Here is a 14,916-nt window from a genome sequence, read left to right on the forward strand (position 1 = left end):
AACTCCACAAGAAATCGGCCGATGCTGGAACGGCCGGATTAGGGCGACGTTAAACACAGGCAATGTCCGCGCCCGATCGTTCAACCGAGCCAGCCCAGGGTGAGCATCGCCAGCATCCCGTAGCGGGCGCCTTTGGCAAGGGAGACGATCAACAGGAATCGCCCGAGAGGTTCGCGCATGACCCCGGCGATCAACGTCAGCGGATCGCCGATGACCGGCAACCAACTGAGCAGCAGCGACCAGTGACCATAGCGCTGATAGTGAACCCGGGCGCGCTCCATATGCCTGGGGCTGACCGGAAACCAGCGCCGGTCCTGAAACCGTTCCAGTCCGCGCCCCAGCCACCAGTTCACCAGCGAACCGAGGACGTTGCCCAACGTGGCCACGGCCAGCAGGCCCCAAAGCCAGTAACGATCGCTGACCAGCAGCCCGACCAGCACGGCTTCCGATTGCAGCGGCAAGAGTGTCGCCGCACCAAACGCGGCCAGGAACAGCCCGAGATAACCCGCCGTCATCAATGGGCCGGATAATCCGCCACCACCACATCGGCGCCGTCTTTCTTCAGGCCGATCACTTGATACGCATCGCTCATGCCGTCCATTTCCATGCCCGGCGAACCCATCGGCATGCCCGGTGCGGCAACGCCGAGCAGGTCGTCACGCTTGCTCAGGGCCAGCACCTGTTCCGCCGGCACATGGCCTTCGACGAATTTGCCGTTGATGATCGCGGTGTGGCAGGACGCCAGACGCGGCGGTACGCCGTGTTGTTGCTTGAAGCTGCTCATGTCGGATTCGACGTGGTCTTCGACCTTGAAACCGTTGGCTTCCAGGTGGCTGATCCACTTCTTGCAGCAGCCGCAGTTGGCGTCGCGGTGGACTTCGATCGGGATGAGGTCGGCGGCTTGCGCCAGGGAGGAGATGAACAGGGCGCTCAGGGCGGCCAGACGCAGGTGGTTTCGCATGGAGGGCTCTCGGCTCGAAGGAGGAACGGTCAAAAAGGAAGGCATTTTGACCGGTTTTTCCTGCCTGGCATCAACGGAGTGTTTCCAAGTGATACGAGGCAGGCCTGCCAACATGATCGTAGATCAAAGCTGACAGGCCACTGAGCGCAAGATGACAAAACGGTCAGCGAACCTTGAAGCGCCCCATGATCGCGCTCACCCGGCTGTTGGCTTCCAGCAACTGGCGGGTGTTGAGTTCGCTGGCCTGGCCGCTTTCTACCAGCTCATCGACCATGTGGCGGATCTGCACCATGCTGCGGTTGATCTCTTCGGTGACCGCGCTTTGCTGTTCGGCAGCGGTGGCGATCTGGGTGCTGAGGCTGTTGATGTGGCTGACGGAACCGGCCATCTCGTCGAGGCCACTGTTGACTCGCGCCGTGGCATCGGCGGCTGACTGGCAACTGGCCTGGGTGTTTTCCATGGCGCTGACCGACGAACTGACGCCCTGCGTCAGACGACTCAGCATTTCGTTGATTTCCGAGGTGCTGGCCTGGGTGCGGGCGGCGAGGGCACGCACTTCGTCCGCCACCACCGCAAAACCGCGGCCCTGTTCACCGGCACGCGCCGCTTCAATCGCCGCGTTGAGCGCCAGCAGGTTGGTCTGGCCGGCAATGGCGCCGATCACGCCGAGGATTTCGGTGATGCGCTGGGCATCCTGCTGCATGCTTTCGACCTTGTGAGTGGCGCTGGCCACTTCGTCGATCAGTGCTACCACGCTGCTTGATGCTTCGCCAACCACCACGCGCGAGCGGTCGGCGTTTTCGTTGGCGCGCTGGGTGAAGGCGGCGGTTTCGGCAGCATTTTGCGCGACGCTTTCGGCGGTCGAGCTCATTTCGTTGATTGCGGTAACGGTCTGGTCGGTTTCCGAAGCGTGGCGCAGCAGAATCTGGCTGGTGTGCGCCGAGGTGCGTTGCAGGTTGTCGAGGCTCGAAGCCATGGCGCCGGTGGCCTGGGTGACTTCGCCAATCATGTTCTGCAGGTAGGCGATGAAGGTGTTGACCGAATGCCCGATGGCGCCGAGTTCGTCTTCAGCGCGGATGGTGATGCGCCGGGTCAGGTCGGCATCGCCGCTGGACAGCGAATCGATGTTGGCTTTCAGCGCTTTCATGCGCGAAACCAGTTGGCGGATCGCGTAAACCTGCAGCAGCACCAGCAGGATCACCAGCGGAATCTGCAACAGGCTGAGGCTGCTGAGTACGTCGTCACGCTGGGCGGTGAGCATTTTGGTCGGCAGCGCAGTGGCGAGGAACCACGGGGTGCCTTCGATCGGGCGCATGAAGAACGTGCTGGCTTCACCGTTATTGTCGAATTCGACGCGTTGCGCCTGCTCGCGGTTTTGCAATCCGGCCTTGACCTGGCTGGCGAAGGTCGAGCCGCCGGCCAGTTCGCTGATGTTCTTCAGCACGATCGGCCCGCTGATGCGCGAGCTGTTGCTGATGATCTTGCCGTCGGCCTCGACGATCAGCATTTCGGCGTTGAGATCTTTTTCCTTGCGCGCCACCAGATCATTGAAGAAGCCCAGGGTCACGTCGATGGTCGAGACACCCCAGACGCTGCCGTTTTTCTGGATGGCCATGGCGCAGTTGGTGCGTGGTTCGGCGCTGGCGTCATCTTTATAGGCAGCAGCCCAGGCACACTGGCCACGCGGGGTCTGCATGCCGCCCTTGTACCAGCTCTGGTCGTAATAGTTGGGGGCCGCGTCGCTGTTCCAGAAAGTGTTCACCGCCAGCTTGCCGGAGGCATCACGGTGCCAGAACGTACTGAACTTGTTGCGTCCGGCCTCACGCTGGCTGGGCAACGGCCAGATGCCGCCGCCGAATACTTTCAGTTCGCCGTATTGATCCACCAGCCCCGGCAACACGGTGTCGATGGCAGCGCTGTCGAGCAGCGGGATGGTCTGGGTGATGCTGCGCTGTTGCGCCTGGACCTTGTTCAATTCGCCCTGGATCTGCTCGGCCACTTCCGCAATGCGGTTGAGCACGACTTGTTCTTCGGTATGGCGCAATTTGGGCGCGACCAGTTGGCTGATGCCAACCACCGTCAGAACCGACAACAACAGAATGAACAGAACCAGAAACAGCGTGTAGCGAGCCTGAATGGTGCGGAATGCGGGCATGGAAACCGGTCCTTGAGCAGGGATTCTTATTGTGGGCAGGGGAAAAACAGCGCGGGTTTCCTAACGTATCGTCGGGTCCTCGGGAAGCTTTAGGTACTTTCGTCCTAAAAGAAGCGATGCCGACCAAAGGAACGTATCGGGCCTGATACACAAGAACTAACCGGCCCGAACATTAGAGCAATACACCCACTTTCATCACCTTGTCATGAACGCTCTAGTCCCGCATTTCCGGGGCTGCTGGCGGTTTGTATCGTGAATGTACAAAAATTGTAAAAAAGTGCAGAAAGGAGTTGGTGCCATTAGTTTGCCGGCCGATACTCCGGGCAACTCAAAAGTCGTTCAACAAGGAATTTTTCATGTTTTCCTCGCAAGGAGCTTGCTCATGACTATCGGATACACCGGTGCCTGGCAACCCAAGGCGGGTTTGCTGGTTCGAGATACAGGAAGCTCGAGCAAACCGGTTTCTCAAAGCGTGAAGGTCAAGCAGATGCTGGCCCTGGTCGGCAACGACCCGACCGCGATCAGTACGGCGGAGATGGACAAGCAGGGTCTGCACAAGAACATCAAGGGTTTTGATCCCACCAATGTTTCGGCCAAGCAACTGGGCAGTCTGAGTGCAATGCTGCGTAGCCGGGGCCTGATTTCCGAAATCACGTCCATGACCTTGCTCAATGCAGGCGACAAGTTCGATCGCTTCGGCATCCAGAAGGATCCGGATGCCAAGTTCAATGCGCTGGAGTATTTCGCCACGCAACTGGATACCATCCAGAACAACAATCTCAAGGGCAACAAGTACGCGAATACGTTGATCCCCGAGTACAAGAAAGCCATTTATGTGCTGCAGAATCTGCAGACTTACGGTCAGGGCGGGGAGCGCAAGCCTCCTACTGATCAAGGTGTAAAAGCCAAGGCCTGAAAGACAGGGCCCACCCCGGCAACGGGGTGGGCCCTTTCGTTTATGGGCGATTGCCGCAAGCGTGGAGTTTCGAGGGCGAGGCGATCTGCCGCTGCATATCGTCATGCAATCGCTGCATTTGCGGGCAATGCAGTTCAAGGGGTTTGGGCTGGAACCCTCGATGAAACAACGCCAGCCATCCTTCACCTCTGTCATCGGGTGCCAGCCCGCTGAACACGAATCCCATCGTCGATAACCGGCACCAGTCGTTGTCGAACCCTTGCGCCAGCCTGAGCCTGATCGATATCAGCCAATGGTCGGGCAGTTGCTGCAATTGCTTGAGCAAACTGTCATCCATTTCGCTGAAAACCCCGTCATATCGCCCCCAGCGCTGTTCCAGTTGCGCGGCAACGCCGATCCAGGGCGACGCGTGCAACTGCGTTCCGAACACCTCACACATCCGTTGCATGAACTCACGGCATTCATCCGGCCAGGTCAAGGCCGGCAGCGGGCGCTGATAGCCGTCGACAGAGGTGTAACCCAGCACGAGCGATTCCGTCACCGCGCCGCCAAAGGGCGACGGTGCGTGATCGGGCAGCAGGCCGGTGTTATGAAAACCAAGGCCGGCGGCCATCTTCTGGGTGTAGGGGTGATGGGTCATTTGCTTGATCGTGACCCCTTGATAGCCCAGCGCCTGTGCATGGATCAGCAAATGGCGGCCCAACTGCGTGGCGACACTTTGCCCACGGATCTGCGGATCTACCACGCTCAGGGCCAGTTCGGCGATGGACGATGCCTTGTCGAGAATCAACGTGGAGTGGCCCGCCACCTGATCGTTGGACACCGCCACCAACGAGTGCCAGCGGCCGTCGGCATGGTTTTGACTGATCATCCGGGGCAGATACACATGCGGCTGAGCGTAATGGTCGCCGTAGATTTTTCTGAACAGGCGACTGACAGCCGGGGCGTCACTGGCACGGTAACCTCGAAGGGTGATCGCTTCCATCAGCAATGCTCCTGGCCAGAGCCGTCGTAGACGCGCCGATCAAGCACGCGTTGCCGTTTGCCGGAGCGTGGATGGCGTACCAGTTCCTGAACCGTGCAGCAGCGAATTCGCAGCGCCAGCAGGTGATCGGCGCTCAGTTGCTCGATCAACGGATAGTCTTCGACCAAGGCGTCATGCAGCGTGCGGTCGGCTTCAGCGATGGCCGGTGACAGAGCGTCCGGTGCCCAGTGCAGGCTGAGGATATCCACGGCTTCATCCTGCTCGATTACCAGTTGCCAATCGTCGCTGCCGGTGACGTGCCGCACGGTTTCGCCGATCGATTGCGGCAACAGGGTCAGAATGCCCACCCGCACGCGCTGGCTGTCGGCGCAGCGGCCCATCAATGCGAACTTGCGCCGGGGTGTGCCGGACAGCTCTCGCCAACATGCACGGTCACCGACCGGGTAGCGGATCAATGGCATCAACCGGCGTGTGAGGTTGGTCATCACCAGGCGTCCGATCCGGTCGCATTCTTCGATTACCTCACCGGTCTGCTCGTCGAGAATTTCCAGTATGCCGTGGCTTTCCGGGACCCGGTGTTCACCCAGTTCACAGTCACGATGACTGGCACCGATGAACCCGGCGTCGACACTGGCGTAGCCGATGGACGCCACACGGGCATTGGGGAACACCCGCGCCAGTCGTTGCAACTGGGCGTCAAACAGGCTTTCACCGGCGTAGAGCAGGGCAGTGACGCCTGCAAGTACCCTGTCATGCTGCTCGAGCCACGCCGCGAAACTCAGCAGATGGGCCGGTAGACCCGCCAGCACGTTGATCCGATGCCGGGCAATCGCGTCGGCCAGGATGTCCGAGTCGATATGGCCGGTGAAGGGAAACTCGACAATCTCGGTTTGCACATGTGCCAGCGCATCGTGAGTGAAGATGAAACTGGCATACAGGTCACCGACAAAAAAAAGGTTGGCGACCCGGTCCCCGGCGTTCAACTGCGCGCCGAGGCTGCGACCGAAGTCCGTTACCAACGTCCGCCATTCCTCACGCCGGAACAGTGAAAACTTGCCGGCGCTGGTGGTGCCCCCGGTCTTGAAAACCAGCGCGTCATCCAGCGGCGCCGTCAGGACAGGCCACTGATCGAGGTCATGACTGCCTTTCCAGTATTCCACGGGGTCAATCACCGGCAGTTGTTCCAGTGATGTGATCGTCTCGGGAAGTCCGGCGAAGTGACGCCCGTAAAAGCCGGAATGCTGTCGGGCAAACGTGACCAGTTCTTGCAGTTCAAACCGCGTGTTCATGTTTGGCTCCTTGCTTGTCTGCGCAGGGACCAACGCCCCGATTGTCGATCAGCAACGGCGTTTTGCCGCTGTGTTTGTTGCGGGTGAACCGGTCGCTGCCGCAAACCTCTACCTCGACGGTCAGCAGCCCGGTCTGGATAAGCGTGGCCAGCGTCGGGTAATCCAGCAGGCGACGCTGAACATCATCGGGTTGCCGTGGGCTGCGAAAACGCATGCGCTCCAGGCCGTCCGGGGCATGTTCGAGGATCAGCTGAAACTCGGTCTGCAGGTGCTCTGCCAGTTGCGCCAGGCAGATAAAGTCCGTGCCGATGCGCATCAGCCTGCCGTGACGCTGCAGCAGTTCGAAGCGCGGCGTGGGCAGCCCGCAGTCACACACGCCGGAGAGCCAGCGACCGCTGTCACCGACGTCGTAGCGTTGAACGTCCTGACCTTCGCGCTCGATGGAGGTAAATACCAGGCGCCCGGTTTCACCCTCGGTCACCGGTCGATCAGACTCGAATTCGACGATTTCCAGGTGCTGGATATCGCTCATCAGATGGAACACCCCATCGCCGGTGGCCGGGCAGGCATGGCCGAGCGGTCCGGCGTCGACACTGCCGTAAATGGCCGAACGGATCAGCCTGACACCGCAGCTGCGCATCAGGGCGAGGCTTTGTTCGCCGGGGTGTTCGCCGCCGAGAAAGACTTTTTCGATCCCGCCATATTCGCGTAGCCGTGCCTGCTCGTTGAGGAACAGCCGGTGCAGGGTGCTGGGCATGCCGACCAGCACAGTGACGCGCTGATCGATGATGATCTGCGCAATCTCGCGGTAATCGTCATCGGCTGGAGCCCCCATCGGCAGATGCGTGACATCCAGCAGCTCCAGCACCTTGGAGAAACTGAAGAAGCCGCCATACAGCCCCCCACTGAAGAACAGGTTCATCACCCGGTCGCGGCTCGGGTCGAGACCTGCGGCGAACAAACCGTCGGCGCTGGCGCGCATCTGCCGATCGAAATCTCGGTAACTGTAACCGGCCAGCGCCGGGGTGCCGCTGCTGCCGCCGGAGCGGAAATACAATCGCGCCGCCGGATGGATCGGGAGGGTGACAAAGGCGTCCTTGCTCATGATCGGCAGGTCGGCCACACAGGGTGGCGTCGGCAGCGGATCGAGCGTGGCGCGGGTCGTCAGTGCCGTGGTCGACAGGCTGACCGACACGCGCCGGCTCAAGCGTTGCAGGGCATACACACCGTCGTGGGGCTCGCCTTCGTAGCCATCGTGAATTGCCTGCACCGGGGTAATCCGAGTGACGCCGGCGGCAATCAGCGTCCGGGCCAGTCCGGCCATTTCCTGTTCGGCACACACCAGCCCGGCGCTTTGCAATACGTTTCGCCAAGGCAGTAGCGCCTCGGTGACCCGTGTGCGTGGCACAGGTTTGAGCAGCAGACTGCGAAACAGCGGCGAGGGGCCCAGTTGCTGGTCGTGGCTCCAGATGACGCGCCAGTCCGGCGCCTGCCAGACCTGCCCGCTGACGCCGCCAAAGCTCTGAGCCAGTCGCGCCATCGCGGTTCGGGTGGTGATTTCCGAGGCCTCCTGAATCGAAGGCAGCAGGGCTGGCCAGTGTCGGGATCGACGCTCGAATGCTTCGGCCATGCCATCGCCGATTGAGCGCAAGATCGTTTCGTCGTCACTGTCCACCAACAGCCATTGCGGGCTGGAGCAGGCCTGCTGGTCGAGGCGGCAGACTTCATCGGCCACGGCGTCCAGTGCTTGCGGCGTGACCGCTGCCGGTGTCAGGTAGATGAAGCTGATGCGATGACCCCAGTCGATCCAGCGACATCCGGGAGCGAGTTGCTGTCGGATGGCTTGCAGCGCCGATTCACCGCCCCACGCCGACACACCGTTGGCCTGTTGGCACAATTGACCGATCTGTGCGGTGCTGGCCGGAACGACTGCAACATGCCCGGCGATCTGGCCGGTGGCATCGCACTGCGCCAATCCATGCAGCAATTGCGCCGTCACCCCCTGATCGTTGCTGCTGGGCCGCAACCAGTTGACGTTACCGGCCAGCAAGCCTTCGATCATCGCGCAGAACGCCAGCAGCGGCGCATTGCCGGGAGTGATGTGGACCACCAGGCCTAGCGGACTCCAGCGTTCAAAGCGCGGCTGGCGATAATCGAGGCGGCGCAGGCTGCTCGGTTGTCCGCCAAGTTCGCGCTCAAGCTTGCAGCGCAGCGAAGCCGGTTGGCAGAACTCAATCAGTGACTGACGTTGTTCAGCGTCGAGCGGTAATGGCAGATCCGGGCCTTGCAGGCGTGTGGCAAAGGTGGCCGCCGCGTCTAGGACCGTCGCCGTGTCCAGCGGCGTGACCAGCCGTTGTGGCAAATCCAGATAAAGCTGTTCCAGTGCGACGTCGAAGGTGCAGTCGCCGTGAAGTTGTCCGTTGATCAGGTACATATCAGTGCTTCCCCAGCAGTTCAGACGCGGCCATGGCGCAGCCTCGGCCGGCGGTGGTGGCCGCCCGGCCATGCAGTTCGAACCAGTCACCGGGCAGCCCGCAGCCACAACTGTCGCCGGGATGCAGGGTGGCGAGATCGCTCATGACCACCGCGTGCGCCGGGCTCGATGAAATGTAAGGCGAGACAAAACTCAGCAAGCCCTGACGGCCATACGGCAGCAGCGTGAAATCGGAGGGATCACGCACGAAGACCTTCGAATAGACCGGTACGTGGAAGTGGTGGTGAGCACATTCGAGGTAAGGAATTGCATGCTCGACCGCGCCGTAACCGTCACGGCAGCGGGACATCTCGATGCCCAATTGGCGCTGGATCCGCTCGTACAGTTGCTTGCGGGGAATCTCTTGCGCCGCCAGGGTTTTCCAGCCGCCGCCAAACAGCGTCAGCGAGCCTTCTGCCAATTGCAGATCGGCCACCCCGGTGGCCTGCATGCGTTGCAGGGTCTGCCAGAGAAACGCAGGGAAACCGAAGATCCGTACCGGCAAGCCTTCTTCGGCGAAGGACTGCAGGGCGGCGATCACGCCAAAACTGTCGAATTCATGACCACTGCCCGTACGGCGCAGTGCGTAGGCCACGCGATTGACGGGTGCGAAGCGGCACAGAAACTGATCGGTGAAGGACGTTCCCAGGCTGATGCGGCCTTCGGGTTCATAGCACAGCAGCAGGTAGTTGCACGGGGTGTGCGGAGTGTTCCAGTCATAATGCTGGAAGATTCGTTCGACCATGTGCTGGGCCGCCCCCAGGCTGCGTTCGTCGTAGCGCATGCGGCTTTTCTCGCCACTGGTGCCGGAGGAAGTGAGTTCCAGCGCATCCATCCCGGTGCTGCTGAGCAAGGGCTGGCGCTTGAAGAAACTGGCGAAAACGGGCGGGAGCTGCGACCAGTCATCAAGGTGGTCCAGGTCATCTACGTTAAGGCCATTGGCGTTCAGCCAGTGTTGATAGCCCGGAGTGTGCTCGCAGTGAAACCGGCTGATCTCGGCCATGGCCTGGTTGAACAGTCCGTCCGGCACGGAATCCGGGCAATAGGGTTGCGTCAACGCGCATAGCGCGTCGCTGTGGGGGAAGTGGTTCATCAGACGTCCTTGTTGTTATGTGGAGGTGGCGGAGTCTGCCGGGACGTGTGGCAGAAACCGGTACAGCAGGGGCAGGCTGAGCAAACCGCCCAGCGCCGCCCAAATGGCGAAGGATTCGAGACGGGTACCGCCGCCGATGGCGGCAATCAGCGAACCACCGACCCCCATCACGGCAATCGAAATCATGCCGATCGCGGCGGAGACCAGTCCTTTACTGTCATCGCTGGAAAACAGAGCCAGCCGGTACAGCGCGGCGTTGCTCATGCCAAGCCCGACGGCATACAGCGCAAGGCCGGTCATCAGTCCGGCAAGGGAAAGGCTGGTCAGTGCGGTGGCGATCAAGGTCAGCAAACCCAGGCAGAACGGCCAGAGCGCCAGACGAATCAATTGCGGCAGATCCCGCGAGGCCAGCAGTCGATCAAGGATCAGATTGCCGACAATGACTGCCGAGAACACCGGGATCTGCCACAGCGCATATTCGCGAGTCGTCAGGCCCAGCAACTGGACGAGCAGCAGCGGCGCCAGTCCGATCCAGGCAATCAGCGGCAGGCTCATCAGGCCCAGTGCCAGGCAGATACCGACGAACCTCTGATTGCGCAGCAGCGCCAGGTAACGGGTCCTGATCTGGTGAAATGAGAAGGGGATCGGCGCTTGTTGATCGCCATCGTGGCGGACAACGCCGATCGTTTCCGGCATGCAGGCATACAGTCCGATCCAGGTCAGTACCGCGATCAGGCCCAGACCCAGGAAAAGCTCGCGCCAGCTCAGCCACTCCAGCAGCAGACTGCCGAGCAGCGGACCGAGCAGGGGCGAAAGCAGTGCGACATTGCCCAGCAGCGCCATCAGTCGCACTGCATCGGCCTCGCAGAAGACTTCCTGTAGCGCGGGGTAGCTGACCGCCACAACAAATCCCAGACCCATGCCTTGCACCAGGCGCAGGGCATTGAACACTTCGATACCGGGCGTGGCGACAGCCGCCGCACAGGCCATGCCGAACAGCGCACAACCGGCCAGCAACAGCGGGCGCCGGCCAAACCGGTCGGACAGCGGCCCGATCAGCCATTGCAGGCAGACGCCGCCAATCAGATAAAGATTGAATGCGTTGGGAATATGAGCAGCATCGGCTTCGAGATCCCGGGTGACGGTCAGCATGGCCGGCATGACCATGTCGCTGGCCATGTAGGTCAGCCATTCGAACAGCGTGATGGCCAGGCAGAAGCCCAGCGCTTGAAGCGGCGGGAGGGGGATGAGAGTTCTTTGCATGCGCTTTCACGATCGTCGAGAGGGAGCGCAAAGGGTAGGGACGGGAAGTCATTGTTCCTACGTCGTTGATGTGACGGCCTGTGACGCACGTTTGCCTGATGTTTCGAAAGGAAGTAGTCCTACACGGATCGTCGAATTGTCTCGTCGCATGGAGATTCGGGTCTTACAAAAATGCCCACATTTACGTGGGCATTCAGATTGGCCTTACATCATTTGTAGTACTTGAGCGGTCGCCAGTCGCAGTGTCGCTCAGGGAAATGACTTAACGATGGTAGTAATAACCCGGGCCAGGCGCGTAGTGGCGATGATCGCCATGCCAGCCGCCGTGGGGAAAGATGATGCAGCCGCTCAAGGTGAGCAGTGCAAGGACAGGAATCAGCCAGGTGATTCGACGCAGCATTTCAAAGATCCTCATGGTTGACGCCGCTTGAAGCCAAAGCTCTTCATCGGCTGTAACATGAGACCCCGTTTACGGTGGCGTATCCCCGTCAAAAGGTATGCGCATGGCATCAACGCCGATACAAACCCGATACATTCCAACGGTTCAGGAACCTGTAATGACCCATAAGCAACGCTTGATATATTCGATTCTGATCGCTGTCGCCGTACTGCTGATCATGCTCGGCCTGTCCTGGCTGCAAAACGCCGGCAAGCTCAGCGAGCAAACGTTCCAGTACATCGCCATCGGTGTGGCGGTGGTGGTCGTGGTGATCAACGGCGTGATGCGCCGCAAGGTCAAGCCCTGACGGCGTCTGCCGCGCGCATCAATCGTTGTTGAGCACGGCGGCAGCCTGGGGATGGAGGCTGTAGCTCTTGTCGTCGTTGAACGTGATCACGCCTTCGGCGCACAGGCGCTTGAGTACTTCCCGCACGCTGAGAAAGGACAACGGAATGTCCAGATCCAGCAGTTGGCTATGCACCCCACGCACACCCAGGCGACGGTCGTCCTCGGCGGCGACCAGCAGGGTGTCGATGACTTTGAGGCGAATCAGGCTGGTGCGCAGGCCGAAGCTTTTAAGCAGCAAACGAATGCGTTCATTGCCGTGACGTTCGACCCGTTGCCCGAATACGTCGGCGTGCGAACCCATGGACGCTCCTTTTGGTGTCTGGCTACCTTCCGATGGTAGTGGCGGGTTGTACATGCGATTACTCCTTTCAGAGCCTGATCAGGAAAGGTTTTTTGTGCTCTCTCTAAACAAGACGTTTCAGCTCGACAAATCATGAAGCGAAAAATGTAGAAAATTTGTCGTCGTTTCGTCTTTTCCCCGTGATTACGGCGCCAAACGGGTGTGTGACCGACTAAATTTTTTTCCCGCGGCTTCGTTTTCTGGACAGGCTCATTGCGCGTGGCGCGTGGGTGATTTCAGAGCGAGCCGGGCCCGACGTGTTCACGGTGGCGGGCGGTTCGCTCTTCGGCATTTCGATCAGGAGCGAGCGTGACTATTTCCAGGCAATTCACCGGACTGACCCTTGCCGGCCTGTTACTCGGGCTGAGTCTGTCGGCGCAGGCGTTCAGCCCTTCCGGGCAGACCGGCGCCGATATCCGTCGTACAGGCTTTGGCGTACCGCACATTCGCGCGGAAAACGAACGCGGTCTCGGGTTCGGCATCGGTTATGCCTACGCGCAGGACAACCTGTGTCTGCTGGCCAACGAGATCGTGACGGTCAACGGCGAGCGGTCGCGGTACTTCGGGCCGGAGCAACTGACGGTCGAAGAGCGCGAGAACCGCGTCAGCGACGTGTTCTTCCAGTGGCTCAACACGCCACAGGCAGTGAACGCCTTCTGGCAGGCGCAGCCGGTCGAAGTGCGTGATCTGGTGGAAGGTTATGCCGCCGGCTACAACCGTTACCTGGCCGAGCGCCGCCAGCAGGGGCTGCCGCAACAGTGCCAGGGTGAATGGGTACGCGATATCGCCGCCGAAGACCTGGTGAAGCTGACCCGTCGTCTGCTGGTCGAGGGCGGTGTCGGGCAGTTCGCCGAAGCCCTGGCGGGCGCTACACCGCCACAGGCCACTGCGCAGATCGAAAACGATGCGCGGGCTTACCAACTGGCGGACACGCGGCTGCAACGCTTCGCCCTGGACCGTGGCAGCAACGCGGTGGCGGTGGGCAGCGAGCGTTCGTTCAATGGCCGTGGAATGCTGTTGGCCAACCCGCATTTTCCGTGGGTCGGCGGCATGCGTTTCTATCAGATGCACCTGACCATCCCCGGCAAACTGGATGTGATGGGCGCGGCGCTGCCGGGCCTGCCGATGATCAACATCGGCTTCAACCAGCACCTGGCCTGGACCCATACCGTCGACTCGTCCAAGCATTTCACCCTGTATCGCCTGCAACTCGATCCGAAGGATCCGACCCGTTACCTGCTCGACGGCCAGTCCCTGCCGATGAACAAACAGACGGTTACGGTGCAGGTCAAACAGGCGGACGGCCAGGTCGTACCGGTTTCTCGCGACGTCTACAGTTCACAGTTCGGCCCGATCGTGCAGTGGCCCGGCAAGCTCGACTGGAACAATCAGTTCGCCTATAGCCTGCGCGATGCCAACCTTGAAAATGACCGGGTGCTGAAGCAGTGGTATGCCATGAATCGCGCCGGTAATCTCAAGGATCTGCAGGATTCGGTGCACACGATCCAGGGCATCCCGTGGGTCAATACCCTGGCCGTGGATGACAAGGGCCAGACGCTGTACATGAACCTGTCGGTGGTGCCGAACGTCAGTGCCGACAAACTGGCCAAGTGCAGCGACCCGCGCATCGGCCTGCGAATGATCGTGCTCGACGGCTCCAACAGCGCCTGCGCCTGGGACATCGACCCGCAAGCCGCACAGAAGGGCATTTACGCCTCCAGCCAGTTACCGCAGCTGTTGCGCAAGGACTTCGTCCAGCACTCCAACGACTCGGCCTGGCTGGCCAACCCGGCGCAACCGCTGACCGGTTTCTCGCCGCTGATCAGTCAGGACGGGCAGCCGCTGGGCCTGCGCTCGCGCTTTGCACTGGATCGCCTGGCGACGCTGAACAAGAAAGGCCCGCTGTCGGTGCAGGATCTGCAACACATGGTGATGGACGATCAGGTGTTCCTGGCAACTCAGGTGGTGCCGGATCTGTTGAAGTTCTGTGCTTCGCAGCCTGAGGCAGCGTTGAAATCGGTGTGCAGCAGCCTGAAAGCGTGGGACGGCCGGGCGAATCTGGACTCGGGCATCGGCCTGGTGCATTTCCAGAGCATCATGCAAGCGATGCAGGAATTGCCGCAGGCCTGGCGCGTGGCGTTCGATCCGAAGGACGCGCAGCACACACCGCGCGGGCTGGCTGTTGAAAATCCCGACGTGGCCAAGGCGTTGCGCGAGGCCATGCTGGCGTCGGCCGAGTCGGCGACAAAAATGGGCCTGACCGAGAAAACCCGTTGGGGTGACGTACAGGTGGTCAGCAGTGGCGGCCAGCAAACGCCGATCCACGGCGGTCCCGGTACGCTGGGCATCTACAACGCCATCCAGAGCGTGCCGCGCGAAGACGGCAAGCTGGAAGTGGTCAGTGGCACCAGTTATCTGCAAGTCGTGACGTTCGACGACAAGGGGCCGCATGCCCAGGGCCTGCTGGCGTTCTCTCTGTCCAGCGATCCCGCATCGAAGTATTCCCGCGACCAGACCGAGGCGTTCTCGAAGAAACAGTGGAGCGTGTTGCCGTTCACCGAACAGCAGATCAAGGCTGATCCGCAGTATCAGGTACAGACCGTACGCGATGATCTGGAAAAAGCAGGGAAAGTCGCGGCGCAGTAATCAGCGGT

13 protein-coding genes are annotated in these 14,916 nt (G+C 60.9%); 3 read left to right on the plus strand and 10 right to left on the minus strand.

Going from position 1 to position 14,916, the window contains the following annotated elements; all coding sequences use genetic code 11:
* Positions 1–80 precede the first annotated feature (80 nt).
* The 3 genes from QR290_RS14685 to QR290_RS14695 all read right to left on the minus strand — a co-directional run bounded on the left by QR290_RS14685 (position 81) and on the right by QR290_RS14695 (position 3,116).
* Positions 81–515: a YqaA family protein gene (locus QR290_RS14685; RefSeq protein ID WP_289202897.1), complete on the minus strand. Its 435-nt coding sequence runs from the start codon at positions 513–515 to the stop codon at positions 81–83.
* The gene (locus QR290_RS14690) at positions 515–961 is read right to left on the minus strand and encodes a DUF411 domain-containing protein (RefSeq protein WP_007957572.1); all 447 of its coding nucleotides are present in this window, start codon (positions 959–961) and stop codon (positions 515–517) included. The genes QR290_RS14685 and QR290_RS14690 overlap by 1 nt, the downstream gene beginning before the upstream one ends.
* 163 nt (positions 962–1,124) lie before the next feature.
* Positions 1,125–3,116, minus strand: coding sequence for a methyl-accepting chemotaxis protein (locus QR290_RS14695; protein WP_289202898.1), 1,992 nt, complete (start codon positions 3,114–3,116; stop codon positions 1,125–1,127).
* A gap of 382 nt (positions 3,117–3,498) precedes the next feature.
* Here QR290_RS14695 and QR290_RS14700 point away from each other — a divergent pair, with 382 nt between their 5' ends.
* Positions 3,499–4,032, plus strand: coding sequence for a hypothetical protein (locus QR290_RS14700; RefSeq protein ID WP_085745811.1), 534 nt, complete (start codon positions 3,499–3,501; stop codon positions 4,030–4,032).
* A 40-nt stretch (positions 4,033–4,072) separates the two neighbouring features.
* On the opposite strand, the gene QR290_RS14705 is transcribed toward QR290_RS14700, so the two are convergent.
* The 6 genes from QR290_RS14705 to QR290_RS14730 form a co-directional block, all read right to left on the minus strand.
* Positions 4,073–5,017, minus strand: coding sequence for a GNAT family N-acetyltransferase (locus tag QR290_RS14705; RefSeq protein WP_289202899.1), 945 nt, complete (start codon positions 5,015–5,017; stop codon positions 4,073–4,075).
* A complete protein-coding gene (locus QR290_RS14710) occupies positions 5,017–6,306 on the minus strand; it encodes a phenylacetate--CoA ligase family protein (RefSeq protein ID WP_289202900.1) in 1,290 nt (429 codons plus the stop codon). The genes QR290_RS14705 and QR290_RS14710 overlap by 1 nt, the downstream gene beginning before the upstream one ends.
* Positions 6,290–8,740, minus strand: a complete 2,451-nt coding sequence (locus QR290_RS14715; RefSeq protein ID WP_289202901.1) for an aldehyde dehydrogenase family protein — start codon at positions 8,738–8,740, stop codon at positions 6,290–6,292. The genes QR290_RS14710 and QR290_RS14715 overlap by 17 nt, the downstream gene beginning before the upstream one ends.
* Position 8,741: 1 nt before the next feature.
* On the minus strand, positions 8,742–9,872 hold the full coding sequence (locus QR290_RS14720; RefSeq protein WP_289202902.1) for an acyl-protein synthase: 1,131 nt from the start codon (positions 9,870–9,872) through the stop codon (positions 8,742–8,744).
* Positions 9,873–9,887: 15 nt separating this feature from the next.
* Entirely contained in the window at positions 9,888–11,135 is a 1,248-nt protein-coding gene (locus QR290_RS14725; protein WP_289202903.1) for an MFS transporter, read from the minus strand.
* Positions 11,136–11,397: 262 nt separating this feature from the next.
* Entirely contained in the window at positions 11,398–11,535 is a 138-nt protein-coding gene (locus QR290_RS14730) for a hypothetical protein (protein ID WP_181457857.1), read from the minus strand.
* Between the two features lie 157 nt (positions 11,536–11,692).
* Here QR290_RS14730 and QR290_RS14735 point away from each other — a divergent pair, with 157 nt between their 5' ends.
* Complete coding sequence (locus QR290_RS14735; protein ID WP_007957552.1) at positions 11,693–11,881, plus strand: hypothetical protein; 189 nt, start codon at positions 11,693–11,695, stop codon at positions 11,879–11,881.
* Between the two features lie 18 nt (positions 11,882–11,899).
* On the opposite strand, the gene QR290_RS14740 is transcribed toward QR290_RS14735, so the two are convergent.
* The gene (locus QR290_RS14740; protein ID WP_115077834.1) at positions 11,900–12,277 is read right to left on the minus strand and encodes a fe2+ zn2+ uptake regulation protein; all 378 of its coding nucleotides are present in this window, start codon (positions 12,275–12,277) and stop codon (positions 11,900–11,902) included.
* A 294-nt stretch (positions 12,278–12,571) separates the two neighbouring features.
* Between QR290_RS14740 and pvdQ the strand changes: the two genes are divergently transcribed.
* Positions 12,572–14,908 carry a bifunctional acylase PvdQ gene (gene pvdQ / locus QR290_RS14745; protein ID WP_289202904.1) on the plus strand — a complete coding sequence of 779 codons (2,337 nt, stop codon included), beginning with the start codon at positions 12,572–12,574 and terminating at the stop codon, positions 14,906–14,908.
* Positions 14,909–14,916: the final 8 nt, after the last annotated feature.

Source organism: Pseudomonas fluorescens (assembly GCF_030344995.1).
GTDB lineage: Bacteria > Pseudomonadota > Gammaproteobacteria > Pseudomonadales > Pseudomonadaceae > Aquipseudomonas > Aquipseudomonas fluorescens_BF.